The organism is Rufibacter glacialis, from assembly GCF_008271745.1.
Lineage (GTDB): Bacteria > Bacteroidota > Bacteroidia > Cytophagales > Hymenobacteraceae > Nibribacter > Nibribacter glacialis.
Map to the genome: position 1 here is coordinate 350,254 of NZ_VKKZ01000023.1, position 24,743 is coordinate 374,996.

Sequence of the window (24,743 nt, forward strand, 5' to 3'; positions counted from 1 at the left end):
AGTTTATTTACTATTGAAGATGCCAATAGGAGCTTGGTGAGGCTTTCCCGTTTTCACGGTAGAGGAGTAAAGAAACCAATTGTTTTATTAACTATTGATTTGTAACTTATTAAGTCATTTGTGGCCTATAAAAGAAATTGTGCCCTGAGCAATGGGAAGGAGCCTAGTAAAAAGTTGATTTAAGTTTATATAACAATATTGATTTAATAAATCTTATAGTTATGACATTACTTGATGTGAGTTTTTTTGAAGTTACAAAGTATATCACTCATCCGATTTCTTTGGTTGCTTATGCCTGTGCATTAGTTACCTATTATTTTATATCAAAAAATATTAATGATAGAAAAAAACTTGAAGCCAATCCCGAGGCGTATAGAGCCACCGCTGAAAGACTTGATATAAAGTTTGTTGGCATTGCTAAATCAGAACGTGGCACAGTTACTTTAAGAATATTAAACAATCGCATTCTAAGTCAACTAATTATTGCCTTTTCATTAATAAGTGGGGGATTAATCATTGCATATGTATCAATAAGACATAGTGAATCAGAAAATGAATTTAAACGGAAAGAAGCAGAGGGTCTTCGGGCTGATGAACGTAGACAAGATTCCCTTGATTACATTGAAAACCAAATAAAGATGAATTTAGTTAATGAACGTCAGAAGAGAAGTGTTGATTTAATCATCATGAGGGGAAAAGGTATAATTGACAGTGTTCTCAGTGGCCAAAAAAGAGCTTGGGAGGTTTCATTCAATTATTATAGTAGTGATGTAATGAGGGTGATTAGGGAAATAGAGGTAGCTCGTAATTACGATAATCAATACTCTAAAAGGATAATAGATCGAAGCCTAGAATTTAGGTATACTAGATTTGAAGACCCTAGAAGTCAGAGGGCTATGGATTCTGCTCATGCAATTAATGACACTAGGTTTTATTTGCTTGTATTAGAAGAATTCAGGGAAACATTGTAAGACTGCCCCATGAATTTGAACAAAAATTTGAGCCAGAGCCAAATGGCTGGGGCTTAATGATGACTCACATCATCCTCGCCTTACTCCTTGTTTTCCTGCGCTGACGATGACGACAATCCGCGGCTGCCAAAGGCCACGTGGCAGAGCCTGAACCCTTCCGTGGGCACGAGTACGGGGAGGTGCTCGTACCCGCGGAAGGGTTTGGGTGGTGGGTGCCCCCTATAAGTGCTACAATATGTTTTGGGGCCAGTCTTATGATCAATAAAAGGATGGATATACAAGGTGTCCGCCTCTGACACGGAGAAGGAGGATGCCCCGAAGGTGACGGTGGAAACCTATACCTTGGAAATAAGAAAAGGCGAGGTTCAGGCCCTGGCCACCCCTTGAATTGAGGCCAAGGTCTTCTGGGATTACATCAAAAAGGCCCCAGTAGGGAAAGAGAACAACATATTCCACCAGCTCAAGGGTGACTTTCGCATCACAAGGCTGGACACGGTGGAGAAGGTGGTGTCGGGCACCTTCAGCGGGGTGCTGCATAACACCAGTGATCCCCATGACAGCATCGAGGTTCGGGAGGGCAGGTTCGACGCGCGGCTGAGGCATTGACGGTCGGCAGAGGAGGATGCCCTACGTGCTTGGTGAGGGGAAAGACCGCAGCGGCAACGGGAAGCATACCCAATCCCTTCCAACCTGGCATGGCTGGGGAATCCCTGCCAGAATCATCCAACGGTTCATGCGTACTATGAAAGCAACAGCGGCAATCTTAGGGAAGATATTGACCTAACGTTTTCTTGTCAAAGATGACCCTGTTTAGTACAGAACAAAAATAGATAATCCAGCCGCCATTGTTGGTGTTCCCAGGGGCCAACAATCCAGACGCAGGAGCCTTTTCGCTTGCTAGTGAAAACACGCAGCAAGGGCAAGAGTCAGTTGCGGTTTCTTTACTAAACAGGTTCGATTTTAACGGCATTTTTATCGTAATTTCCATAGAACAGACCCTACCAATGCTATCAAGGACACAATCAACAGGAGGTAGGGCATAAAATAAAAAACTAGGTTCTTATTGTTATATTTGGAGGCAGCGTTCTCGATTAATTGGTTGATTTGGCTAGTTGCCTTGGATGCCCCAGTTTCATAACCTCTAAGCATGTTGAATTCACCGCCAACATAGTTTTCTATAATCCATGGTTCCTTTCCCTCTTTGACCATCTCGGCGTGCTTTTGAATCAGGGCGTTCTTAAGGTTTAAAGGGTTGACATTCTCTAGTATCCTAATGGCAAAGTATATCTCCATCAGGATATGGAAGTCATCCTCATCAAAGGATTTGAAGAAATCCATCCTGGTTTGGGATTTGAAAGTATCGGTCTGTAACCCTCTGTTTAGGGTGAACATATGGCCTTCGTCATGTACTATCCCAGTTGACGCTATTCCACCGAAGTACTCTGATAATTGAAGAATCTCTTCGCGTAACCTTGCCAATGGTAGAATCTGCCTTTTTAAATCAGATATGATAAGTTTCCTTATCTCTCTCTCCTTTACCTTCCTCTCATAGTAAATGATAAACCTTCCTATGCCAAAGGTTAATGCAGAACCCAGTAAAGCACCAATGATGATTGGAAGTAGCTTATTCGGGCTATCCCAAGGTTCAATTTGTGGGAGTGCGGCTAGTACTTGTATAAGCGTTATCATTTATAAATATTGATAGGGCTATATGAAAGGTAGGGGTGAATATTCAGATAAAATTTAATAGAGGATTAGTAAACATTTGATTAAATATCGTCAATCCCAATGATATCCGTATCTATATCACTGCATTTCCCTCAGGTTGTGTTAACCTACATAAGCTCATAGCCCCAGCCTTTACCTCGTCCCTTTCTGGGTTAATTATTTTGCCGATAAAGATCGTTTGACTTAGGCTTCTTAATCCTAGTGTACCTAACAGAATGCAGCCGCATGGGCGGAACAGCCCTGTGGTTCCACAATGACTTGGGAAGATGGTCTGTCGGGCTTTGTAAGCGCAAGTAGGCCTCCAGTGCCTCGCGGACGAGCCGTGGTACCTTTCCCGATTCAGGAGCAGGAACGGGGTGTTTGAGTTGCGCGTGACCTACCAGACGGTAGTTCATTGAGGTGACCAGTTGTTTGTCGGTGCTATATAGAAGGTATTATATAGAATTTGTATAATGCACCCAAATAAGAAATGATAACCTGTCCCATGCGCCTTGCCCTGCTTCCCGCGCTGCTCTTCTCTCTATCCTTCCCATCCCTAGCCCAGGAGAAGGCCAAAGGGTATATCCAGAATAATACCGTCCCCGTCGCAACCATCTCCCCCGACTCTCGCGACTACTCCGATCTGGAGGCCATCGGCAATGCCATCGCAGACTCCAGGATTGTGTTGCTGGGCGAGCAGAGCCATGGGGACGGGGCGACGATGCTTGCCAAAAGCAGGCTGGTGAGGTACCTGCACGAGAAGAAGGGCTTCGATGTGCTAGCCTTCGAGGGCGACTTCTTCGGCCTGAACACGGGCTGGGGCCTGGCCCAGAAAGATTCGGCAGGGGTAAGGGCGTTCCTGACGCGGAACCTGCCGCCCATGTGGTCCTCCACCGCCCAATGCGCCTCCTTGCTGTACTCCTTCCTGCCAGCCACTTACCTGTACGGGAGGCCGATGGAGATCACTGGCTTCGACAGCCAAGTGGGCTACGCCCACAGCAACGCATCGCTGAGGGACTCCATTGACCAGTACCTGCGCCGCCTAGGCGTTCCCTATACCCGCATGGGTAGGTACGAACAGTTGTTCCTTCCCAGTATCACCAGGTTGAAGGAGTGGACGGGTAAAACAAAGGAGGGAAGGGTTTGGATGGAGGGATTCGCGCTCGCGGCGGACACCGTGCTGGCGCAACTCGGCCCCACGGCTTCTGATGACTTCGGTTACCTGATGCTGGAGAACGCCAGGGCTTTCGCCCGCCAACTCCTCGTCTACGAGCAGCCCTTGGCCAGCTACATCGTCAGGGACACGCAGATGGCGCGGAACCTACGCTGGCTGGCCCAAGTGAGATACCCGAACCGCAAGGTCATCGTGTGGGCGGCTAACTCGCATATCATGAAGAACGCAGGCTCTGCCCTCAAGGGACAGGATGCGGCCATCCGATGGATGGGCACCCAGCTCGCCGAAGACCCCACCCTGGAGCGACAGGCCTACACCATCGGCTTCGCCTCGCGGCAGGGAACCTACAGAAACGGCCCGAAGCTGGTCGGGGTGCCTAAGCCGCTGAAGGACGGGTTTGAGACGTGGGTAGCGGACAGCATGGCTTACGGGTTCGTGGACTTCAGGCGGTTCAGGCGGGAGAACCCCAGCCGAAGGGAATTGTTCATGATGAAAGGGAGCAGGCACATGAACGCCACCGCTCTGTGGACAAAGGTCTTCGATGGGGTCTTCTACATCCGCGACATGGAGCCTACCGTTTCCCTGAAGCCCTGACCAGGGCAGGAAGGGCATCCCATTTCAGGAATTATGGAAAACCCGTCAACTCGGCATCCTTGCTAGGAAAGCCCTTTGGCTTGCGCTAAGGCAACTTACACAACCCCACCAACCCATCATAAATAACAAAATATGAGAAAAGCATTACTAGCCATGGGCATGATAGCCCTCGCGGGCTGCGCGACCCCGAAGGTCCCTGCCGCGGCCGACAATACCCAAGGGCACACGCGGACAAGGGAGGTGAGTTCCCTTGACGAAGATACCTATCTTTTGACCGAGACGAGCAGCGACAAGACCTATGGGTACGACAAGGCCAACCCCGTCAAGGTGGGTGGGAGCGGGGAAAGCAGCGGCCCCCGTAACGAGCGGAGGTTCCTCAACGCGCTGCTCGGGCCTAGCGGGGAGCGGGTGGGCTACCATCGGGCGGGGAGCTGCTGCGGCTTCGAGACCCCGAACGGGTTCATGGGTGGGGGCATGCTTGATATTTACAGGGTGTACTGGGAAGGAGGGAAGGACACCCTAAACATCTACCTCAACATGTATGACAGGGGTGACCTGAAGGTGCCCGTGGGGCTTACGGCCAAGAAATAGGGTGTCCGCTAGAGCTTATCCCAGACCTGGGAGACCACCTGATCCGCTGGCAGGGATTCCTTAAAGCTATTTACCTTTCCTATCCCCATAAATGAGACTTGCCGAATTCATTCTCGCCTTCCTCCTGCTCACGGCCCAAACGGCGTTAGCCTGCTCCTGCCTGAAGGCCCCCACAGTGAAGGATAACTGGCGGGCGGCGAGCCAAGTCTTCATTGGCCAGGTGGAAAGGGTGGACACCTCAGGAGGTTTCTATTCCTCAGGCGGGGGTAGTGTAACGCTGTTCACCGTCAGGGTGCTGGAGTCCTTCAAGCGGGAGGTGCACGAGGGCTACCCCTTGAGGACATTCGTAAGCTCAGGGGAAGGCGCGTGCGATAGCTATTTCCGCGTAGGGGAGAAATACCTGATCTACGCATACGGTGATTCCCCCAGGGGCATGCTCAAGTCTTCCCTCTGCGATAGGACAGGGCTGCTGGAGCATATCGAGGAGGGGGAGCTTGAGTTGGTAAGGAAGCTCTGGCAGGAAGCGAAAGGTGCGAAATATGTCTCCTTTGTCAGCGCTGAGGAGTTTGAGCTGAACCTGCTGAGGGCCTCCAACGAGAAACTGGAGGAAAGACTAGGCTTGGCCAAGGCCGCGTTGGCCACCATGGCGGCTGGATTCATTTTGCTTCTGCTTATCCAGTGGAGGAATGGGAAGCTTTAGTAATTGTTTGGTAGGGTGAGGAGCAGGAGTATTGACAGCCAACATCCACTTGGGACAACGTTCAAAATCAAATTGTCCCGACCCGTTCTCAAAGGGGTAAGTAGTGTTAGAATCGACTATCCGACATATACAAAGGCCTCAGCAATACTTGGCTGGCTTAAATACCTGGAACGTCACATAGAATTCCATGATCAGAAAAGCTTAATTTAAGACTCCTGTTAAATTTTAATCGGTGTGCACTACTTGTAAGAGGACACACGATGGCATATCGATCCAACATGCACAAATTTATATTCACTTGGTTTCTTTGGGTAATACAAACATCCTTGGCCATTAGCAATATTTATGTATACCCTAGCGCCCTCTCTGGCCTCTTGAATCTATGGGATCTGCCAGGCTCGCAAATGGTTGGGTTTCAATGAGACGCAATCATGGCTCTACTGACTAATATGGTGCCTGATACTTGGCCTCTGATTTCATTCTAGGTGTGGTGGCCGAGGGTTGTCTCTAGGTCGCGGATCACCGTGTATAGGAGGTGAATCTTAACCTTGCACTCCAGGAACTCAAGGATGTCTCCCTGGCTGGCGTTGGGGTTCACGAACAGAGCTTCGCTGTTGAGCGCGTCAAGCTTTGTCCTTATCAGCGTCTCGTACAGGTGCACCTCGTGCCTGTACCTTGAGAGCAAAACCTCTATCTGGTCCTTCATTGGTTCCTCCATCGTAATCCCGTTACGTAGACCCTCGGGCAAAGATCTAACAGGTGCATCACCCACACTGCCGCCCTAACTACCAAATTGCTTCTGCCTGGTAAATTTTCTCGCGCCATCTGGACGATTAGGGTTACCAATTTGGGTAAAACAGATTAATGGTATAATGTGCTTGTCAGTAGGTTGCGGAGACTTCGTGCCACGTGGGGCCGCAGCATAGCCAAAACCATGTACCAAATCTTGTTTTCTTCTAACACATGAGAAATGAACTCGGTATCTTATCATCTATGTATTTCCTGCTGGGGCTGGCAGCACTGCTGCTGAACGACCTCGTGCTGAAGGGCCTTTACGGCAACTGGCTCACGGGCAAGCTCTCCGATTTCGCTGGCCTTTTCGTCTTCCCCCTGTTCTGGTGCGCCTTGTTCCCTAAATACAGGCTCCAGGCTGTGCTTTTGACTGGGCTTGTGTTCATCTGGTGGAAATCCCCGCACAGCCAGCCTTTCATCGACCTGTGGAATAGCCATGTGCCTCTCCAGATCGGGAGGGTGGTGGACTTCTCCGACCTGATGGCGTTGGCCGTGCTGCCAGCCGCCTTCCTCTACAGCAAGCAGCCGCTCAAGGCCAGCGGGATAAGGGTAAACCCCCTGTTCCCGCTGGCCTTGTCCGCCTTCGCCTTCATGGCCACCAGTAGGGTTTCCAGCGTAGAGGTGAACAAGGTATATGTGCTGGACATGGAGAAGGCCACTCTTGGGCAGAGGCTGAACCTGTTGGACTCCCTCCACGGGGGGGACGGTGTTCGAATGATGGGGGATATTCCCGAGATGGTTTACCTCAAAATACCCAGCGACCTGTGCTTCGATAGAATCGATGCCGCGGTAAGGGTGGACGAGCTTCCCGACGGGAAGACGCTCCTGACGCTGGAGAGCATTTCCCATTCCTGTCCAGAGGGAGACGAAGACGAAGCAAAAGGTATCAGGGATTTTGAGAAGGCGGTGATTGGAAAACTAAAAGGGAAAACGCCCTGAATGCAACTTCTTAGTAGAGCAACCAGAATAAAAAAAGTTTAATGATTAAAAATAGGGTTAATGATTAGGAATATGGAGGATCCGAGGGAAGGCAGGGAGCTTCTGGCCTTGTTCAAGGTGGGGCTGGCGAGCGGCCTGATCAAAAGGGAGGAAGCCACCGCGTGGGCGGACGGCATCATCCTGCGCGAGCCTGAGCCTGACATCCTCTTCATAGAGCTGTCCCTTGCCAAGACAACGGATGAGGCGGTGACCTTGCTGGGGGAGTGCCTGCGCTCGGAAGCGCCAGTGAACGGCATGGTGCTGCTGGGGCTTCTCCACAGGAGCCTCATGGAAGGGGAAGACCTCGGCGTCATTGTTAGAACCATGTACGGTGTGATGGATGTGGCCGAGTTTACCGAGCTGGAACGGGGCTACATCTACCAGTTGAATGATGGCTATGACCTTGCATCTGAGAAGATTTGGGGCACCATCCCGAAGGTGAGGCAGGACATGGAGGAATTCCTCTCGGTCTATAGTGATTTCACTTGGCAAAACCACGGGCTTTGGGAGACGCTGGGAAAGAAGGCCGACCAGGCACTGAAGGAGTTGGAGAGGGAATACCGAGCCGTTGCCGCCAGAGCAACGGGCAACGGCGATCCAACGCAGGGATAATCGGGGAAGAAAGCGGGGAGGCGCAGACTTTGGTAGGATCTGCCGCACTTTCACCATTCCAACTGTTTACCTAGGCCATTTTCACAATAGTCGTTACCCCACTCCTAAAGCCTGACCTTCCCCAAAGTTTGTGGTAATTACAGGGCAATACACTAGATTTATGAGCCATTTAATCCCCTGTTCCAGTAGACCAGCTTCTACTAGTAAAACCCGCTTTATGTCATCAAAATTATCCGTAAAATTATTGATACTGCTGGTAGCTGCCAGTTGCCTTTTGCCGCTCCTTTCCTTCAGGCCAAACATTACTGAATGGGTAAAGGTGAGGCTGACCCCTGCCGTATCCGTCAGTTTCCCAGAGAAACCCACCCAGCAGGAAATGAACGGAATACAAATCTATAAGGTGGCAAGGCCAGAGGCGGTATACATGGCCATGTACCTCAATCACAAGTCCGAGGCTGGGCAGCAGACCGTCACGGAGGCCCGTTCGTACCAGTTCTATTTGGGGATGATGAACTCCATGGTGCGCAACGTGAATGGTACCCTGACGGACTCAGCCTCTTTCTCCGTGGGAGGGGTTAAGGGCCTTGATTTCAGCTACACCGCCCAGCAGGCCAACGGCACGGTGGGAAGGCGGCGCAACCGCGTGCTGTTCAGAAAGAACATGGTGTATTCCTTGGCCTATACCCCGCTGGTACAGGCCACTGATTCCTCCCGTGCCGTGGAGGAGCGATTCCTGCGCTCGATCGAGATCACTAAAGATTGATGGCCCCCACACCCGAACCACCAGCTAGGTTGATTCAAGAAAGGCTTCTGGCCATCTAATTCCGCTGGCGGTCTCATGCGCACATTAAATTATGGTCAATAGACAATGCCCTTTTCAGAACCTATCAGGATGCAAGACGGAAAATTGAAGCCTGAAGAGCTGAGCGACTTTGCGGATCGGCTGAACGCCGATGCGCTCGGGACGAAGGCCCGTTTCGGTATATTCGGGAATGGGGATAATACAGAGAGTAGCCACATTGAAGCCAACCCCGCTGGTTTGAGGCTTTTCTCCGCCCAACTGCTGGAGGCCCTACGGCGGTTTGAGGAGCAAAGGGAAACGACTGCCGTCCTCGATGAAGAGGCATGGGGAGAGGGCAGCGAAACGGTCATCAGCCACATAGAGCTGGCTGATACGACGCTGGCAGGTCAGGGGGAGGACGAAAGGCCCGAGACGGTGAAGGAACAGGCCCTAAAAGTAGGCTGCCTGCTCACATTGCTGTTTTTACTGGTGGCTTTGGTCACAGGGATCGTGACTATTTTCAAGGGGCTGTTTTAGGCGCCAGACAAATTATATAGGCCATATGAGACAACTAATCACAATCGCCCTGTGGCTGTGCTGCGGGTGCGTTTTCGCGCAGGATGGACCGAAGGCACTCCTCGGAAGCTGGGTGAAGGCCAAGGTAGAGTACAGGGACGGTACCGCCCTTCCCGATGAGGACGGCGTGAAGCACAGCTACCTGCGCTATTCCTTCGAGAAGACCAGCAGGCTCTTTGTCGCCCTTGCCTACGAGGACAAGGGCATGGCCATGGCCTATAGCATGGGGAAAGGTATCTTGGAGGTCAAAAGCCCCCAGGGGTTCACCATGAACCGCTTCCTCGTCGAGCGGCAAACCGAGGGGGAGATGGTGCTGCTCCAAGCGGCGAACGGCGGGTTCAGCGATGACGGGTGCGTGCGCTACTATTTCACCGCGGAGCCGAGCTACCAGGCAGGTATCCCGCTCAGAGCGGAGGACGTGCTTGCCGTTACTGCTGGTGACACGCTCTTCGCCGCCAGCCCGAAGGTGTACGCCAAATACAGCGGCCCAGTCTCCTTCCATGATTTCCTGACGGCCAACATCCCCTCCTACAATACCGTGCAGTCCTCCGACAACACCTTTCTGGCCAGCTTCATCGTCAGGAAGACGGGGGAGGTGGACAGCCTCCAGATTCTGGAGAGCCTCAACCCCGTGTTCGACGCGCAGTTCACCAAGGCGTTCCACAAGGCGAAAGGCAAGTGGATCCCCGCCACACTCGGGGGGAGGAACGTGGACGTGCGCATGCTGGAGCGGTTCAGGTTCGTCTCCTCCCGCAACTTCCTTCCCCTCTATGACTACTCCAGCAAGGCTAGGTCGGCGATACAGGCCAAGGAATACCTCAAGGCCCTCTATTACCTGGACATGGGTCTGAAGAAGGTGCCCACGGACGCCGACCTGCTCTACCAGCGCGCGGTGGTGAGGCTGCGGCTGGGCAACAGGGCCGCTGCCTGCGAAGACCTCCACCAGATCAAGGCCCTGGGGAAACAGACGGCCGATGCGCTGATCAGCCAAAGCTGCACGAACTAATCCAAACGCTTATGCCCATTTTGCTCCCCACCTTGCTTGGTCTGCTAGCCGTGACCGCCATCGATTTCTTCGGATCCCTCGCCTCAAGGCGGCTGGGTTTTAACTACGCCCTACTAACGCCGCTATCCCTTATCACTTACGCCTTCATCGGGTACTGGGTCTCGAAAGAAAGTGCGCTCCCCTGGGCGATCCTGAGTGCCTGCGCGGTAGGAGTCTACGATGCCACGGTCGGCTGGTCGATCGCCTTGCGGATGGGGGCTAACCTTGGGCAAGACCCGAGGGCGCAGCAGAGCGGCCTCCGCCAAAGGTTAACGGCCATGCTTGGCATTTCCTCTGTTTGCGCCCTTGTGGGACATTACTTGGCTTAATTCCAAGCAGACGGCGACACTATGGTAAGAAGAGCAACCACATGCTGTTCAGGAAGAAAATAGTAAATTGTTTGGCCTATATCTAGCTGGCACAGCCCACCGATTCCTCTCGGCAGGAAGAAGAGGCATTCCCTCTGCTCAATTGTGACCGCAGAGGGTTGATTTACCCGATAGTAACCAAAATCATAAATGGATAAGTTTGAAAAAGCCAAGGCCAACGCCCGCCTGCTCCTGATCCTGCTGGCGGTCTCGTACGCGCTGTACCTCATCGTAGCCCTTGACCTGTTCATGACCTATGAGATTTTCGTGGGGCTGGCGATGCTGCTCGCCTTGATGGCCAGTGTCGCCCTCTTCCTGACGATCGCCTCGGAGTCAGGCCTCGTTGGCATAAAGTCTGGCGGAAAGGCTTTGGCGGCCTCAGCCGCATTGGCCGCCTCCTTCGCGCTTACCTTCGCCTACAGGAATGGTCTGCTTTGGGGCACGCCCGTCCTTGATGCCGCCTTCATCGACGACAGGAGCAGGATGGATCTGGAGCTGTATAAAAACGGGAAATACCTGCTGCTCTCGGGTTGGATGTTCGGGGAGGAGAGGTTCTCTGGCACCTACACGATGGAGGGTGACAGGGTAATCTTTGGCGAGTACCCGATCGCGGGTTCGGATTTCATCCCTCGGGAGCTGTTGGTCGACAAAAAGGAGAAAAGGATCTACTTCAGTAAGAAGGTGGATGGCATCTATGACAGTAGTTACTATTATTTCCAGATCGATTTCTGAGCCAAGGCAAAATTTGACATCCAAACTACTCTCAAAATTCCTCCAAAATGGATTTTGAGAGTAGTTTGCAGCAGATTGGGAACTGTAACCAGTTGAAGGCGGACGAAGGAAAGTTGACCTTGCCTGAGGTTGATAGGCTTGCGATTTCTATCTTGCACCACTACCGCAGTGGGGCTGCAATAAATAAAACCGCACCCGCACAAAACCAGCTATAGTGCAAACGCGCAGTGGCTTAACCGTTTGCAGTTATCCTTAATAAAACGAATACCTTGAGAAGAACATGAAAGAGAAATTCCTAAAGGCCAAACACTGGCAATTATTCATCCTGACCTGCGGAATACCTGTGGTTTTCCAGTTAGGGATAATGGAGGTAATCCTTTCAAAAATCGGCAGCGGGGGTGATTCTGACCCCTCGGCCGTGTTCACCTACCTGAAGCTCTCTCTGGTGGTGGTGGTTTTGTTCGCGGCAATTTTCTTTGGATGGTTTTGGTCAGTTGCGATCGGACTACAGGGCGGGGTTCCCAAGAATGTGAAGATGAAGGTCAGGAAGTTCAAGGTGTTCTTCTTCATGCCGTTGGCATATATCCTGCTCATCTCTATAACCATGGGGGGAGCAGTGGATGGAATGGTGGGAGGGGGCACAGGCCCAAGCGAGGGGCTTATCGGCGGCTTCATCGGGATCATTGTGCCGCTGCACCTATTCTCCATGTTCTGCATTTTCTATTGCCTCTATTTCGTGGCAAAGACATACAAGACGGTGGAGCTTCAGAGGGAGGTGGGTTTTTGGGATTTCTCTGGGGAATTCTTCCAGTTTTGGTTTTTCCCGATCGGGATATGGAGCTTGCAGCCTAAAATCAACAGAATGGCTGAGGGGACAGGCACTGCCCCTGACAACTGGTTTTAAGTCAATGCAGGGTTGAATAAGGTCAGGCATAGCTTATGGTGTTTGCAGTAAGGTTGCTACTGGCGGAAGTCCAACTGTTTTCTAATTCAATAACTGTTTAAACTATTTTATTGAACTTATGGGGGCGGATCCCAAAGAGTACAGGGAGCTACTGGCCTTGTTCAGGACAGGACTGGCGGGCGGACTCATTAGCAAAGAGGAGGTCACCGTGTGGGCGGACGACATCATCCTGCGTGAGGCGGAGCCAGACATCTTCTTCATCGAGCTATCGCTGGCGGGAACGGCCAACGAGGCTATTTCTCTTCTGTTGGGGCACCTGCGCTCGGAACAGCCCGTGAACGGCAAGGCACTGCTGGGGCTTCTCTACAGGCGTCTTCGGGAAGGTAACGGCTTTGACCTAGTCTCAAGGATGATGTACGGCCTCGCGGACGAGCCACAGTTCACGGAGCTTGAAAGGGGTTACCTCCACCACCTGTCCATCTCCTATGATTTGGCCTCCGATGGGATTACCACGCAAACCTATCCATTGTCCAGCATGATAGCGAGTTAGAAAAAGAGGCTTGCCATAGCCTCCGTGCCGCGGAGCGGCTGGGTATAAGGGTTGAAAGCTATGCCCAGTTGCGGATGATCCACCAATACTGCCTCCAGCAAGACCTTTAACCCTGTTTATGGCCTAACCAGTACCTGAATCCACACAAACCCTGTATGAATTTCGTCAACCCGTACACAGAGATCTACTTCAGCCCAGAGGAGTCACGCAACAAGACAGCTATACCCCTCCATAAGGAAGTCATCTGGGCTTTACTGAAAGCAATGGGCGGCATGCTGGGCATGTACAGGCACAGGGTAACCATCAAGGAGAGAGACTTTAATCAAGTAATAAACCTATGACATTAGACATGTGGTCAGACGAAATATTTGGAAGCGAGGTAAGCTACTTCAGTGGTATTGACCCATCAACCGTTGAGCTGATCAAAAAGATAGAAAAAGAGATATCATGGCTGAATTGGGAATTCACACATCACTATGATACATTTCATCGACGCAATTTCGAGAAGGCTTGTGGATACCGTAAACAGGACGGCGATTTACCTCCTTACCTTTCGTTTGGAATAGCCTTTGATTTTGAGAGCGAAGAAAAGAAAACATACTCCGCACTTCTATCTAATTATCAATTTGAGCGTCAGTATCAGGTAGAACGTTGGTTAAACGAAATGGGATATAGTATCATCTGCGACGGAGAGTCATTTCTTGGCCCAACTGTATCTAATTTATACCTCGACTTCACTAATTACACGATCATTACTACACCATGCTTTACCATAACTTCTAAAGGCTTAGGTGACGGTAAATTCAAGATTGATTTAGAATTGAAAGACCCACCGACTCCGAAGTGGATGTCAGCAAGGATTGGGGTGATGGATTATGAATTTGATCTCGGTCAGTTCTACCCTATTTTCGGTGATAAGGATAACGGCACGAAGGTCATCGCTGAGATGAACAGGTTATTAGAAGAGTATTCCCGTGTCGCACAAAAGCACCACCAGTCATTCACCGACAGTCATTCATTCCAAACCAAGTATGGCGAGGAAGACATGAAGTTGATCTTGGTGGAGCTTGATGATAACTCGGACAACCCCATTCGCAGCGAAATGACCTTGAACTATCTTCAAGACAAGAAGCAGTTCGAGGCGGATCTTCACAGGTATGTTGAAGAAGGCATCCGTGCTGAAGGTTACTCTATCACTTTTGATGGAGAAGAAAAGAATGGGATAAAATCACCATCATTGGTTCTAAGTGAATTGGATGGGTTCAACTCTTCTACTAAAAACGCCGCGCTCATCACACCCCACTACACCATGACCGTCACTCATTTTGAAAAAGGGAAGCTCTTGATATTCATTACAACTAACTGACATCGATTTTTCTGCCATGTCACTGCAAAAGCTATTTAAATTTGGATAGACTCGGGAAGATAATGGGCCTCGCCCTCATAGATTACGCCCTGATATGGGCGTGGGTGAGGGAACTTGACCCAGACCCAAGCATTTCGATCGCAGTCACATTGCTGGTGCCGCTGGTGTTCGGTATTAACGCCGCCATCGGCGGGGTGCTGGCCTTCTTTCGGAAAAGGGACAGCATGGTCTTCTTCGCCAACGCCTTGGTCTCCTCCCTGCTGATGTCCCATCTTTTCCACGCGGGGATCGAGGTGCATCAGGAGCGGCGGCTCGACGCATGGGAGTTCACCAGACAGGATACGGTGTTCCACTTGACCAAATGGGAGGAGGTTAGGGAGTTCTCGATGGGCTACATTGAGAGCGCAGGCTCCTCAACGTATTTCCTTGATGGCACGTGGGAGAAAAAAGGAGATACGCTCATATTGGAGGCGGATTCCACCCTGATGTTCATCCTGCGTGGCCAGTTATTGGGCTTCAGGGAAAAGGCCGAGCGCATACCCCTGAAAGTAACCGTTAAATAGATTGTGATCTCAGTAAGACAGATGAAGACCATAGAGAAATACCTGACTGATGAGGAACTTGAGCTTATCCCCAGCCTTCTGGGGGAGCAGGTATATATGATCTACAGCCCAGGGCTGCACGTGGACGCCAACCTCAACATGATCGAGGCCAATTCCCTTTCATTGTCATCGAAGATGGGCTTCTTCAATTTCTACACCTCATGGATAGATTCGGACGAGTTCGATTACTATGAGATGACCCTGAGCCGAACAGACGACCCTTTCGGCATCACCAGAAACCAAGAAGGCCTGTTGATGGCCACCTCTTGGATAAGCATCACGCCCGCGAGTGCCATCAGGAAAATCGAGTTGTTCGAGGACAGCGACGAGTTTGAATACGCCGATCCCGAGTCGGAGCTGGCTTCAGTCAGGTACGACTCCGCTTTCCTTTTTACCCAGAAGGACGGAAACGAGTTCCTGATCGGTGTCTCTGAGACAATAGCCGACCTAACCCTTTTCCTAAGGGACGGGCAATCCATCCGCGAGCATCTTAGGGGCAAGGGTATAAGGCGGCAGTGGAAATGACTTAACGCAGTCTTGATATGTGCCAGCGACTGGGTCTTCTACATTAAGCGGCATTGAAGCCACAGTAACACTGAAGCCTTCCCCAGAGCAAGCAGGGTATCACTGACGCATGGTTTATGGAAATAACCTCGGCTCTGCATCATAGGATAAAACAACCCCTGAATTGCTCCAGCCAGTAGGCTTAACCAAATTTAATACACATCACACAATATGAGAAAAACTCTACTAGCCATTGGCATGATAGTTTTGCTGGCTGCGCGACTCAGAAGGTTCCAGCCGCAACCCAAGAGTGCACGGGGCACACGCGGACTACGGAAGTGAGTTTCCTTGACGAGGACACCTACAGATTGACCGAGACAAGCAGCGACAAGACCTACGGGTACAATAGGGCAAACCCAGTTAATGTCGGCGGTAGCGGGGAAAACAGCGGCCCCCTAAACGAGCGGAGGTTCCTCAACGCACTGCTCGGCCCCAACGGGGAGCGGGTCGGCTACCATCGGGCGGGGAGCTGCTGCGGCTTCAAGACCCCGAACGGGTTTATGGGCGAGGGCATGCTCGACAAGTACAGGATGTACTGGGAAGGTGGGAAGGACACCTTGGATATTTACGTCAACATGTATGACAAAGGCGACCTGAAGGTGCCTGTGGGGTTTACAGCCAAGAAATAAAGGTGCCCGCTGGCTCGGCGATCCAACTTTGGGTGACCACGTGGTGGCTGGCGGAAACGACTTACGGCTATAAACCTTTATGCCTCGACTATGAAACTGACCTTCACTGTGCTCTCCTTATTCCTGCTTACTGCCCACGTGGCGGTGGCCTGCTCCTGCATGAATCCCCCTTCCGTCGAGGAGAACTGGCGGGCGGCGGGCCAAGTCTTCATAGGTCAGGTAGAAAGAGTTGACACCTCAAGTCACTTCTATTCCTCAAGTGGGGGGCGAGTGACACTGTTCACCGTCAGGGTACTGGAATCCTTCAAACAGGAGGTTTATGAAGGCTACCCATTGAGGTCATTCGTAAGTAATGGGGGAGCCGCATGCGATAGCTATTTCCGCGTGGGGGAGAAATACTTGATCTACGCTTACGCCGACTCCCAGTGGGGTATGCTCAGATCTTCCCTCTGCGACAGGACAGGCCTGCTGGGGCATACCGAAGTGTCAGAGCTGGAGCAACTCAGGAAGCTCATGCAGGAGGCGAAGGGTACGGAGTATGTCTCCTTGGGTGGTGCTGCGGAGTATGAGTTGAGCCTACTGAGGGCATCCAACGGGAGGCTGGAGGAAGAGCTGCGCTGGGGGAGGATCATATTGGCCACCTTGGTGGGTGGATTTGTTTTGATTATGCTGATTCAGTGGAGGAGAAGGAAACCATAGGCTTGATTGATATGTAGGTATTCATCAGTTGCACATTTCAATACTTGGAAAATGTGTAACTGATGAACACAAATATAGAATCATGTGGTTAGTTTTTGAACTGCTTCCCTCAGAACACCAGCAGAAGACTTGGCATAAATTTCGGTGGTACTTATGCTCTTGTGACCTAATAGGTGTTTAACATGTGCCATGCTCACGTTTCTATTTATCAAATTGCTAGCAAAAGAATGCCTTGAATTATGGAAAGTGATCTTCTTATAAATTCCAGCATCCGTTATCCATTGCTGGATGATGATATTGGACTGATTATAGGAAAGTCCATGGAAAACCCTTTCTTCAGGATCCCTTCCCAGTTCATCTTTAATTAGGGCAAAAGCTTTGTTATTGAGGGGGATAGCAATAGGATCATCTGTTTTCTGCATCCTTATGGAGCATTCAAACTCTCCAAGGCCAACGGAGTAAACATCCTTCACCCTTAAATTTTTGATGTCCCCAAATCGTAGTCCCGTGTGGCAGCCGAATAGGAATGCACGCCGTAATATGTTGTGAGGGCAAGGAGTTCGTTCCACCAGATCAATTTCCGCTACACTCAGGTAGCTTCGCTGGGTCTGCCGATATTTACGTCGATCTTTCATTTTAAGCACTGGATTCTTCATGATTATGTTCTCTTCCACTGCATGGTTCAGGACAGAAGAGAACTTTTCAAAGTAGGCGAGGGCAGTGTTATTTGCCAGTTTCTTATTGTTCCTTGAAATAGCATTCTCGAACAAATAGTCATGGTAATCTTTTGCAAGAGCGGCGCTCATATCTTTAAAAGGTAAAGGTTTCAGTTTCCCAGATCTACTCTCCAAAAACTTCTTGAAGTGACCGATAGAAGAAATATACTGTTGATTGCTCTCCGTTGCCTTCTCGGCCAATATTTGAAAGTACTGTAAGAAGTCTGAGTTAAGGTCATAGTAGGTAGCTGAGGCAAATGAATAGGGATTGTTGGTGCTCTTAATGATTTGCTCAAACTCCACCACTTTCTGCATCACCAGCATATTGTTTTTCTTCACTTCGGGATTTGTCTCATCTGGGTAGATCTTACCAATTTTCACCTGCTTCCTTTTCCCATTTCCATAGTAGATATCTGCGTAAATGGAGTCAAACTTCTTGTTCTTCCTTGTGTAAAATGATACTCTCATGCTGTTTTTCCTCTAGTAAGCTGTTGGAATTTCATTTGCACCTCTAAGTCACTGTGAGCAGAAGCAGGCATAATCGTTGCTTCAGCGAAAGATCTCTTTAATTGCTCCGTACTATAGTAGAGCTTTTTGCCTTTTTTTATGGGCTTGTAGTACATGCTCTTGTCAAGTAGGTTCTCCTTGGTGATATCTAAAAGGAAGGCTGCCTCCTCCTGCGTGATGTACTCTCGCTCCCAAAGGTTCTTTCTGCTGGCGCTTCTTGCCTCCATAATCTGCGCCTGCAACAAGGCGATCTGTAATAAGTTAAACTCGTTTTTGGAACACATGATCGGTTAAGTTGAAAATCAAAATCGATCATTATAGATTTTCACCTATTGAAAGTTTGATAAGAGTCTCATCTATTTTTCAAAATAGTTTCTACTTCCTCCTTAACAAGTATGATCCTTCGGAAGAATCTTAGTACTGGCAGCTTTTTATTAGCCACCATCCGCTTGAGCGTACGCGAGGAAACACCAAATAATGTTGCAGCCTCATCTATGGATAAGTATGGTTTCTCAGAGAGATTCCCTTTAGCGACCTTAAATACAGATGCACTATCTAGTTCTGAGGATTGGACCTTTTTTTCCTTTAGCTTGAGCTTATAGGTCCGCTTGGCGCAATAGTCCGAGCAATTCTTTGTGACGGTGGTTTTGGCGATGAAAGATTTGCCGCAGAATTGGCACCTGCGAGTAACTCGAATATTGCTGCTCATCTCGCATGTCTATATGTGTCCTGAGGGGACAGGAGGTGACTTAAAGGGACAGGAAGTGACATAATTTCGCCACTTTTTGGACATGGACGCAAAAAGGGGGAATTCGTAACAAAAATGTAACAAACTCCCCCTTTGAACTGGGTATTTAACCCTGCAAAAGACCTCGAGAATTGTAAAAGTGGGCTTAAAATCGCCTTTTTAGGCTGATTTACTTCCCGATGCAGAACTTGGTGAAAATGTTGTCTAGCAAGTCATCGGTTGTGATTTCTCCTGTGATCTGACCAAGGAAAAAGAGGCAGCGTCTGATATCGGCGGCGAGCCAATCGCCGGTTAGGCCATTGTCTAGGCCTTGCTGCACTTCAGCAAGAGTATCAGAAGTTTGCTGCAGGCTTTGGTAATGGCGTAGGTTCGTGACAATGGTGCGGTCGCCGGTCATGGCTTCATTGTCGTGTACCTGCTCCAAGAGCGTGTGTTTCAGGTCTTCCATTCCTTCCTTTGTGCCCGCGGAGAGAAAAACAACGTTTTCCATTCCTGAGAATTCACGGATCTGCGCCGGAGTGGCCAGGTCTTTTTTGTTGGCCAGCAACAGGTAGGGCACCTGCGGCATCTCCAGGGCGGCCAGTTCCTCCTGCAATTGGGTAGGGGTGGTGGAAGAGAGGTCAAAGAGGTAGAGCACCAGGGCGGCTTTTTTCAGCTGCTCCTTGGTGCGGGCCACCCCAATGGCTTCCACCGTATCCAAGGTTTCCCGAAGGCCCGCGGTGTCAATGAACCGAAACCGGATGCCGCCCAACAGGGCTTCGTCTTCAATCACGTCACGCGTGGTACCGGGAATCTCAGAGACAATGGCTTTCTCTTCGTTCAGCAGGGCATTGAGCAAGGTGGATTTACCCGCGTTGGGCTTGCCGGCAATGACCGTGGGCACCCCGTTCTTCAGCACGTTCCCCATCTCAAAGGATTGAAGCAGATCGGTGATGAGCCGTTGCAGTTGGGAGATCAGTTTCCTGAGAGCGGTGCGGTCAGCAAATTCCACGTCCTCTTCACTGAAGTCCAGCTCCAGCTCTATCATAGACGCAAAATGGATGAGTTGCGCCCGCAGCGCCTTGATTTCCTGGGAGAACCCGCCGCGCATCTGTTTCATGGCTACCTGGTGGGTGAGCGCAGAATCAGAGGCGATCAGATCAGCCACGGCTTCGGCCTGGGCCAGGTCAAATTGCCCGTTCAGGAAAGCTCTTTTGGTAAATTCCCCAGGTTCCGCCAGACGGGCGCCTTTCTGCAGGAAGAGTTTCAAAAGCTGCTCAGTGATATAGGGCGAGCCGTGGCAGGAAACTTCCACCACATCTTCCTTAGTATAAGAGGCTGGAGCCTTGAACAAGGATACCACCACTTCGTCCAGGATTCTTTCTTCGTCCCGGATGGTGCCGAAATGGAGCGTGTGCGAAGGCTGTTGCTGGAGGTTTTTCCCCTTGAACACCCCTTGAACAATAGAGATGGCCTGGGGACCAGATAATCGGATGATGGCAATGGCCCCATGGCCGGAGGCAGTGGCCAGGGCCACGATGGTATCTTTGGAGAGAAGCGAAGGTATCACAGCAAGGTGCCCACCTGTGGGCGTTTAAAGGCTATTTTTCCGCAAGATACGCCAAAGCGCGCAGAAAATTCTTGGCTGGTATAAAGCCGGGTACCCGCTCCATCACTTGTTGCCGTTCATTCAGGAAAACGGTGGAAGGGTAGCTCATCTGCCCGTTCAGAAGGGAGAGGGCCAGTTCATGCGCTTTGTAAGTGGGATTATACTTGTAGGTTCTGCCTTCTATGGTGATGGGCTGCCTCTGCTCCGCATTCAATTTTACTACGTAGTACTGCTCGTTCAGCAACCGTACCACCTCGGGGTGCCGGTAGACTTGTTTGTCCATTTTTTTGCACCAGCCGCACCAATCAGTGTACACGTCAATAAGGATCTTGCGGGGCTTGGTTTTGTTTTTCTGCAGGGCTTGGGGCAAGGTAAGCCATTCCAGCCCTTGGGTAGAGGCCGTTACAGTTTCTTTCATTGGTTTCTCCTCCTTAAGTCCCACTGGTGACTTGGTGAAGGGCAGGAGGGAAAACAAAAGAAGGTAAGCGAGATTCATGGGTGTTTTTTGAAAAGAGGGGTAAAACCCAATTAGCTTCTCCTTTAGAAGGACAATCTTTTGTCAAGGTAAGGGAAGCACGTTCTTTATACGGATGACTTGCTCAAGTATTGTCTTTGGTCATCATAAAGCTTCCAATCACCTTTAGCCTTGACTACCTTTCGAACCAATTTATCAAATTCCTTCCCGTAACGAACACCCGTTTCTAGTTTACTTTCACAAAAACAGGGGTTTCTGAAAGGGCTACTGTATAGGTTCCTTTCACGGGAATCACCTGGCTTTTCATGGTGGCTGCGCCATCCTGCAAGGTAAACAAGGTAATGGAGGTCACGCCTGGTAAGGCGAGGGGATAAGTTCCGGTTTTCCCTTCCATAGACGGAAGCCACAGGGCGTACATCACCTTCTCCTTGTTATTGGCCTTTAACACCATAGGGGCTTTGTTCACCAACTGCTGCGGGGTATATTCCCCAAACTCTTTCTGGAACTGGGCCGAATACCAGGCCACTGGTCTTTTCTCTTTGGGGTACTTTCCAAAATTTCGGGCGAAAAACCCGGAGGTGGCATAAATGGCCGCAGAGGCGTAGGGATCTTCAATGTACACTGGATCTTCCAGAATATAGAACTGCAGGCCATCTACGCCTTGGAAAGCATAGGTGAGTTGGTCCCGCAAAACCCAAACCCCTTGCGTGTTCTTCCGGCTACTGATATACCCGGTGGCCGAGTTCTTGATTTGGGCGGCTCCTTGCTCAGAAGGACCCACGTCATAGCCCAGTTCACCAATATGCACGGGAACCGTACGGCCCACCAGGTTGAGGTGCAGGTTTTTAATGGTCTGTACCTTGCCCGTGGCATCAGGGTGCATGTCGGCGGGAATGGCAAAGCGAGTGGAGTTTTTATGCTGCTCCAGACCGGAGGAGGTAGTGTATTGGTGGTATTTGACCACATCCCAGCAGATGTCTACCGTGCCGTCTTTCCGGTAGCCCCGGTTCTCGCGGCACCAGTCAATCATGGCCCGGTAAAACCGGGGGTTGGCCGAGACAATACCCCCTACATAGGCATTCAGGTTAGGGTCTCCCTTCTTTACGCCGGCTCTTGGGCCCAGCGTGCCTTTGTGCCCATCATAGAACGCCGATAAAAACGCCGCGTGTTCATAGGGGTTCAGGTACCGTTTGCGGCCGTGCCAATGGGCATTCAACTCGTTCCCGGCCTCCACGCCATCTACCAAATCCAAACCGGTTTTCTTGTCGGGGGTAAGCACCAAAGCCGGGTTCACTCCTTTGTTGGTCCCGTACCGCACCGCCGATTGGAAGGCCATTTGCGCGAAAGCCAGGTACGTAGCGGGAGTTAGGCGGTCGCGGTCCAGGTTTTTGTTGAAGAGGCTTTTCAGTTTCCCCACCGGGTTCTCATCAGAGGCATTCGCCTTGGTGAATACCTCCAGGTAGTTGACAGCGTCATTGGTGGTGCGTAATACATAGGTTTTGCCGTTCCAGGTATAGCACAGTTTAGTGTCCTGGGCAACAAAGGTGGTAGGCTGTTTGGAGGTAAAAGGAAAGTCCTCTGGGTTGGTAGTTCCCTTCTCTGGAAACGCACCCAGGCTGCTGTAGAAGGCCACGTTTCCTTTGTAGGGGTGGTAAGCATTCTCTCCATTCCGGTATTCTACCTGGTTCACATGCGACTTGGGGTAAGTGTCTGTGATCCATGATGGTATAGTTTTGATGGCTTGAATGTTTTTCACTCCTTTTTCCTTCAGGCGGGAAAATCCCCGGTCCTGATTCCAGTCGCCGCTGTGGGTGGGGGCAAACCGGTAATCATCCTTTACCGCTTCAAACAGGTGCCAATCATCATACGCCCGGTTCCATCCCATCTGTTCAAACCTGGACAGTTGCTCCTTATCTCCTGGTGCTGCCAACGTAGCTTCTCGGCCGGTATTATCCCAGGGAAAGGAATTCACGCCGTACATGTTCCGGAAGCTTACCCTGGTCACAGGGGCAGTTTTAGGGGTAGGAAGCGGGCTATATTTGCCTATGAACTGAATCTCATTGGGGTAGATGCCGGCATCGGTGGCATGGATGGGGTCTTTGGGCATCAAAAAAACCACTGCCTTTACCTTCTGGTATTTGGCCGGAATGGGGTGGGAGAGCCAGGCCAGGTACTGGTTGCCCAGGAAATCGGGCACCGCCCCGTCTATGCGTTGGCCATCTTGTAACAGAAGCTGCACCTTCAAAGGGTGGGTGGAACTGCCTTCGGCATCGTGGATCCGTATTTCGGTTAATTCCACTTCCATCTCTGCCGGAAAAGTGAACCTGGTCTCGGTGGTGTCCATGACTCCTTTCAATTCAAAAGAGGTGGGAGTGTCTTTGTTGTTACCTGGCGTGCCATCAAACCACATCTCGAAATTATTCTCAGACACATCCAGCTGATAGGCCCAATCTGGGTTGTACGGGATTACCCCAGATTTCCTTCCTTCTGTGGCCTCAGACGAATTGAGGGACACCGCTGACGGTGGAAGGGCAGGACCTGCTTGCGCACATCCTTTGAAATGGGACATGATCGCCAGTAAACCAAGATGTACTACAAAGGAGAGGAGTGGCATAGAAGAAACGTGTGGTGAAACATCAAACGGGTTCCGTTTCTCTAAATATAGACGAATAGTTATTAAAATTCTAAATAAATTTAATTATATACATTATTAATATGATTTTAGTAATAAATTAAAGTGAGATTTTATATATATGTATAGCCATCCTATGTCCATACTAATGGCAAAGAAAAGCCTTAAGGGGTGCCTTAAGCTGTTTTTCAAGGAGTTTTCTGAAAAGGGGCAAGAAATAGGATAGTATAAGAGTTGGCTTATTGCTTGAAATCAACTTTATCCATTTGCTACCGGCATCAGCTGCCGCCGCCGCGACAGAAGACCATGGCTAGGAGAGAACACAAAGGCCAACAGAAATTCTATCCCAATGACCGCCGAGATAGCACCCGCCACCGACCCGTTCAACCAAAGAGCCAGGTAATAACCGGCGGCAGAGGCAATAATTCCGGCTACCGCCGAAAGCAACAGCATTTTTTTCAGGTCATCGGTGAGTAGATAAGCCGTGGCAGGAGGGCCTACCATGAGGGCGACCACTAAAATGGCACCCACCGATTCAAAGGCTGCTACCGTGGTCAAAGAAACGGCGCCCATTAGAAGATAATACCAAAGGGTAGTAGAGAGGCCAATGGCCGCCGCAAACGCCGGGTCAAAGGAGGTAAGATACAATTGCTTGTAAAACAAGCTTATGAAAAGCAACAAGACCACCAGCACCCCACCCAGAATCCAGACCGTGCGCGGGCCCAGGTTCAGGCCGCTTTGGGTAAGCCAAAGATCCAGGGGCACATAGGCAATTTCGCCGTACAAAACACAATCCTGGTCCAGGTCCACCTTGCCCGCAAAAACAGAGATTAGGATAATGCCCAGGGCAAACAACCAAGTAAAGGTCACCCCAATAGAGGCATCAGCAGACACATTGGCCTTCTTGTGGAAGAACTCAATGAGAAAGGTACAAGCCACTCCTAAAAGAGCTGCGCCAATCAACATGGTCCAAACCTCGCGAGAGCCACTGAAGAGAAAGGCCAGCACTATACCGGGCAATACCGCATGGGAGATGGCATCGCCTACCATGGCCATGCGGCGCAAGATCAAAAAACACCCCAGCAGGCTACAGCAAATGGCCACCAGGGCACCCGTCAATATGATCCAGAAGGCATCTATGT

Annotated in this window: 28 protein-coding genes; 19 read left to right on the forward strand and 9 right to left on the reverse strand. The window is 50.5% G+C overall.

The features are described 5' to 3' along the window. Positions 1-221: 221 nt before the first annotated feature. Together FOE74_RS17440 and FOE74_RS21755 are read left to right on the forward strand one after the other, a co-directional pair. Entirely contained in the window at positions 222-971 is a 750-nt protein-coding gene (locus tag FOE74_RS17440; protein ID WP_149099911.1) for a hypothetical protein, read from the forward strand. Positions 972-1,478: 507 nt separating this feature from the next. After that, a complete protein-coding gene (locus FOE74_RS21755) occupies positions 1,479-1,577 on the forward strand; it encodes a DUF5025 domain-containing protein (RefSeq protein ID WP_225840872.1) in 99 nt (32 codons plus the stop codon). 366 nt (positions 1,578-1,943) lie between these two features. On the opposite strand, the gene FOE74_RS17445 is transcribed toward FOE74_RS21755, so the two are convergent. Further along, positions 1,944-2,660 (reverse strand): hypothetical protein, encoded by a 717-nt coding sequence (locus FOE74_RS17445; RefSeq protein WP_149099912.1) that lies wholly within the window; start codon positions 2,658-2,660, stop codon positions 1,944-1,946. 523 nt (positions 2,661-3,183) lie between these two features. On the opposite strand from FOE74_RS17445, the gene FOE74_RS17450 reads away from it, so the two are divergent. The 3 genes from FOE74_RS17450 (at position 3,184) to FOE74_RS17460 (ending at position 5,737) form a co-directional block, all read left to right on the forward strand. Then, the gene (locus tag FOE74_RS17450; protein ID WP_188686880.1) at positions 3,184-4,446 is read left to right on the forward strand and encodes an erythromycin esterase family protein; all 1,263 of its coding nucleotides are present in this window, start codon (positions 3,184-3,186) and stop codon (positions 4,444-4,446) included. A 132-nt stretch (positions 4,447-4,578) separates the two neighbouring features. Continuing rightward, entirely contained in the window at positions 4,579-5,037 is a 459-nt protein-coding gene (locus FOE74_RS17455; protein WP_149099914.1) for a 2-dehydro-3-deoxyphosphooctonate aldolase, read from the forward strand. 91 nt (positions 5,038-5,128) lie between these two features. Next, positions 5,129-5,737 carry a hypothetical protein gene (locus tag FOE74_RS17460; protein ID WP_149099915.1) on the forward strand — a complete coding sequence of 203 codons (609 nt, stop codon included), beginning with the start codon at positions 5,129-5,131 and terminating at the stop codon, positions 5,735-5,737. A gap of 481 nt (positions 5,738-6,218) precedes the next feature. On the opposite strand, the gene FOE74_RS17465 is transcribed toward FOE74_RS17460, so the two are convergent. After that, on the reverse strand, positions 6,219-6,443 hold the full coding sequence (locus tag FOE74_RS17465; protein WP_188686877.1) for a hypothetical protein: 225 nt from the start codon (positions 6,441-6,443) through the stop codon (positions 6,219-6,221). Between the two features lie 257 nt (positions 6,444-6,700). Here FOE74_RS17465 and FOE74_RS17470 point away from each other — a divergent pair, with 257 nt between their 5' ends. The 14 genes from FOE74_RS17470 to FOE74_RS17535 all read left to right on the forward strand — a co-directional run bounded on the left by FOE74_RS17470 (position 6,701) and on the right by FOE74_RS17535 (position 16,935). Next, complete coding sequence (locus FOE74_RS17470; RefSeq protein WP_149099917.1) at positions 6,701-7,468, forward strand: hypothetical protein; 768 nt, start codon at positions 6,701-6,703, stop codon at positions 7,466-7,468. Between the two features lie 60 nt (positions 7,469-7,528). Next, positions 7,529-8,119, forward strand: a complete 591-nt coding sequence (locus FOE74_RS17475) for a hypothetical protein (RefSeq protein WP_149099918.1) — start codon at positions 7,529-7,531, stop codon at positions 8,117-8,119. Between the two features lie 217 nt (positions 8,120-8,336). Next, a complete protein-coding gene (locus tag FOE74_RS17480) occupies positions 8,337-8,882 on the forward strand; it encodes a hypothetical protein (RefSeq protein WP_149099919.1) in 546 nt (181 codons plus the stop codon). A gap of 129 nt (positions 8,883-9,011) precedes the next feature. Next, on the forward strand, positions 9,012-9,437 hold the full coding sequence (locus tag FOE74_RS17485) for a hypothetical protein (RefSeq protein ID WP_149099920.1): 426 nt from the start codon (positions 9,012-9,014) through the stop codon (positions 9,435-9,437). A gap of 25 nt (positions 9,438-9,462) precedes the next feature. Beyond that, the gene (locus FOE74_RS17490) at positions 9,463-10,482 is read left to right on the forward strand and encodes a tetratricopeptide repeat protein (protein ID WP_149099921.1); all 1,020 of its coding nucleotides are present in this window, start codon (positions 9,463-9,465) and stop codon (positions 10,480-10,482) included. A 557-nt stretch (positions 10,483-11,039) separates the two neighbouring features. Further along, positions 11,040-11,621, forward strand: a complete 582-nt coding sequence (locus FOE74_RS17495) for a hypothetical protein (protein WP_149099922.1) — start codon at positions 11,040-11,042, stop codon at positions 11,619-11,621. 280 nt (positions 11,622-11,901) lie between these two features. Next, positions 11,902-12,525, forward strand: a complete 624-nt coding sequence (locus FOE74_RS17500; RefSeq protein ID WP_149099923.1) for a hypothetical protein — start codon at positions 11,902-11,904, stop codon at positions 12,523-12,525. 118 nt (positions 12,526-12,643) lie between these two features. After that, a complete protein-coding gene (locus FOE74_RS17505; protein ID WP_149099924.1) occupies positions 12,644-13,075 on the forward strand; it encodes a hypothetical protein in 432 nt (143 codons plus the stop codon). Between the two features lie 155 nt (positions 13,076-13,230). Beyond that, positions 13,231-13,416 carry a hypothetical protein gene (locus FOE74_RS17510; RefSeq protein WP_149099925.1) on the forward strand — a complete coding sequence of 62 codons (186 nt, stop codon included), beginning with the start codon at positions 13,231-13,233 and terminating at the stop codon, positions 13,414-13,416. Beyond that, positions 13,413-14,441: a hypothetical protein gene (locus tag FOE74_RS17515; protein ID WP_149099926.1), complete on the forward strand. Its 1,029-nt coding sequence runs from the start codon at positions 13,413-13,415 to the stop codon at positions 14,439-14,441. The genes FOE74_RS17510 and FOE74_RS17515 overlap by 4 nt, the downstream gene beginning before the upstream one ends. 41 nt (positions 14,442-14,482) lie before the next feature. Continuing rightward, positions 14,483-15,004 carry a hypothetical protein gene (locus FOE74_RS17520; RefSeq protein ID WP_149099927.1) on the forward strand — a complete coding sequence of 174 codons (522 nt, stop codon included), beginning with the start codon at positions 14,483-14,485 and terminating at the stop codon, positions 15,002-15,004. Positions 15,005-15,025: 21 nt separating this feature from the next. After that, positions 15,026-15,568, forward strand: a complete 543-nt coding sequence (locus tag FOE74_RS17525; protein ID WP_149099928.1) for a hypothetical protein — start codon at positions 15,026-15,028, stop codon at positions 15,566-15,568. Between the two features lie 317 nt (positions 15,569-15,885). Then, positions 15,886-16,236: a 2-dehydro-3-deoxyphosphooctonate aldolase gene (locus tag FOE74_RS17530; RefSeq protein ID WP_149099929.1), complete on the forward strand. Its 351-nt coding sequence runs from the start codon at positions 15,886-15,888 to the stop codon at positions 16,234-16,236. A 90-nt stretch (positions 16,237-16,326) separates the two neighbouring features. Continuing rightward, positions 16,327-16,935, forward strand: a complete 609-nt coding sequence (locus FOE74_RS17535; RefSeq protein WP_149099930.1) for a hypothetical protein — start codon at positions 16,327-16,329, stop codon at positions 16,933-16,935. Between the two features lie 80 nt (positions 16,936-17,015). Here the strand turns inward: FOE74_RS17535 and FOE74_RS17540 are convergent, their stop codons facing one another. The 7 genes from FOE74_RS17540 to FOE74_RS17570 all read right to left on the reverse strand — a co-directional run bounded on the left by FOE74_RS17540 (position 17,016) and on the right by FOE74_RS17570 (position 24,741). Beyond that, positions 17,016-18,119, reverse strand: coding sequence for a tyrosine-type recombinase/integrase (locus tag FOE74_RS17540; RefSeq protein ID WP_149099931.1), 1,104 nt, complete (start codon positions 18,117-18,119; stop codon positions 17,016-17,018). Beyond that, positions 18,116-18,442, reverse strand: coding sequence for a hypothetical protein (locus tag FOE74_RS17545; protein WP_149099932.1), 327 nt, complete (start codon positions 18,440-18,442; stop codon positions 18,116-18,118). The genes FOE74_RS17540 and FOE74_RS17545 overlap by 4 nt, the downstream gene beginning before the upstream one ends. Before the next feature lie 68 nt (positions 18,443-18,510). Continuing rightward, a complete protein-coding gene (locus FOE74_RS21760; RefSeq protein ID WP_149099933.1) occupies positions 18,511-18,867 on the reverse strand; it encodes a helix-turn-helix domain-containing protein in 357 nt (118 codons plus the stop codon). A gap of 208 nt (positions 18,868-19,075) precedes the next feature. Next, positions 19,076-20,455, reverse strand: a complete 1,380-nt coding sequence (gene mnmE / locus FOE74_RS17555; protein ID WP_149099934.1) for a tRNA uridine-5-carboxymethylaminomethyl(34) synthesis GTPase MnmE — start codon at positions 20,453-20,455, stop codon at positions 19,076-19,078. Positions 20,456-20,486: 31 nt separating this feature from the next. After that, positions 20,487-20,912 (reverse strand): thioredoxin family protein, encoded by a 426-nt coding sequence (locus tag FOE74_RS17560; protein WP_188686874.1) that lies wholly within the window; start codon positions 20,910-20,912, stop codon positions 20,487-20,489. 283 nt (positions 20,913-21,195) lie between these two features. After that, positions 21,196-23,583: a hypothetical protein gene (locus FOE74_RS17565; RefSeq protein ID WP_149099936.1), complete on the reverse strand. Its 2,388-nt coding sequence runs from the start codon at positions 23,581-23,583 to the stop codon at positions 21,196-21,198. Positions 23,584-23,859: 276 nt separating this feature from the next. Then, on the reverse strand, positions 23,860-24,741 hold the full coding sequence (locus tag FOE74_RS17570; RefSeq protein WP_149099985.1) for a metal ABC transporter permease: 882 nt from the start codon (positions 24,739-24,741) through the stop codon (positions 23,860-23,862). Between the last annotated feature and the right edge of the window lie 2 nt (positions 24,742-24,743).

Bases quoted from the DNA above. Each gene is read 5' to 3' on its own strand.
- FOE74_RS17545 (WP_149099932.1), bottom strand. From the start codon at position 18,442: ATGTGTTCCAAAAACGAGTTTAACTTATTACAGATCGCCTTGTTGCAG.
- FOE74_RS17540 (WP_149099931.1), bottom strand. From the start codon at position 18,119: ATGAGAGTATCATTTTACACAAGGAAGAACAAGAAGTTTGACTCCATT.
- FOE74_RS17505 (WP_149099924.1), top strand. From the start codon at position 12,644: ATGGGGGCGGATCCCAAAGAGTACAGGGAGCTACTGGCCTTGTTCAGG.
- FOE74_RS17445 (WP_149099912.1), bottom strand. From the start codon at position 2,660: ATGATAACGCTTATACAAGTACTAGCCGCACTCCCACAAATTGAACCT.
- FOE74_RS17525 (WP_149099928.1), top strand. From the start codon at position 15,026: ATGAAGACCATAGAGAAATACCTGACTGATGAGGAACTTGAGCTTATC.
- FOE74_RS17485 (WP_149099920.1), top strand. From the start codon at position 9,012: ATGCAAGACGGAAAATTGAAGCCTGAAGAGCTGAGCGACTTTGCGGAT.
- FOE74_RS17480 (WP_149099919.1), top strand. From the start codon at position 8,337: ATGTCATCAAAATTATCCGTAAAATTATTGATACTGCTGGTAGCTGCC.
- FOE74_RS17535 (WP_149099930.1), top strand. From the start codon at position 16,327: ATGAAACTGACCTTCACTGTGCTCTCCTTATTCCTGCTTACTGCCCAC.
- FOE74_RS17490 (WP_149099921.1), top strand. From the start codon at position 9,463: ATGAGACAACTAATCACAATCGCCCTGTGGCTGTGCTGCGGGTGCGTT.
- FOE74_RS17470 (WP_149099917.1), top strand. From the start codon at position 6,701: ATGAGAAATGAACTCGGTATCTTATCATCTATGTATTTCCTGCTGGGG.
- FOE74_RS21760 (WP_149099933.1), bottom strand. From the start codon at position 18,867: ATGAGCAGCAATATTCGAGTTACTCGCAGGTGCCAATTCTGCGGCAAA.
- FOE74_RS17455 (WP_149099914.1), top strand. From the start codon at position 4,579: ATGAGAAAAGCATTACTAGCCATGGGCATGATAGCCCTCGCGGGCTGC.
- FOE74_RS17565 (WP_149099936.1), bottom strand. From the start codon at position 23,583: ATGCCACTCCTCTCCTTTGTAGTACATCTTGGTTTACTGGCGATCATG.
- FOE74_RS17460 (WP_149099915.1), top strand. From the start codon at position 5,129: ATGAGACTTGCCGAATTCATTCTCGCCTTCCTCCTGCTCACGGCCCAA.
- FOE74_RS17450 (WP_188686880.1), top strand. From the start codon at position 3,184: ATGCGCCTTGCCCTGCTTCCCGCGCTGCTCTTCTCTCTATCCTTCCCA.
- FOE74_RS17465 (WP_188686877.1), bottom strand. From the start codon at position 6,443: ATGAAGGACCAGATAGAGGTTTTGCTCTCAAGGTACAGGCACGAGGTG.
- FOE74_RS17500 (WP_149099923.1), top strand. From the start codon at position 11,902: ATGAAAGAGAAATTCCTAAAGGCCAAACACTGGCAATTATTCATCCTG.
- FOE74_RS17475 (WP_149099918.1), top strand. From the start codon at position 7,529: ATGATTAGGAATATGGAGGATCCGAGGGAAGGCAGGGAGCTTCTGGCC.
- FOE74_RS17560 (WP_188686874.1), bottom strand. From the start codon at position 20,912: ATGAAAGAAACTGTAACGGCCTCTACCCAAGGGCTGGAATGGCTTACC.
- FOE74_RS17440 (WP_149099911.1), top strand. From the start codon at position 222: ATGACATTACTTGATGTGAGTTTTTTTGAAGTTACAAAGTATATCACT.
- FOE74_RS17515 (WP_149099926.1), top strand. From the start codon at position 13,413: ATGACATTAGACATGTGGTCAGACGAAATATTTGGAAGCGAGGTAAGC.
- FOE74_RS17510 (WP_149099925.1), top strand. From the start codon at position 13,231: ATGAATTTCGTCAACCCGTACACAGAGATCTACTTCAGCCCAGAGGAG.
- FOE74_RS17495 (WP_149099922.1), top strand. From the start codon at position 11,040: ATGGATAAGTTTGAAAAAGCCAAGGCCAACGCCCGCCTGCTCCTGATC.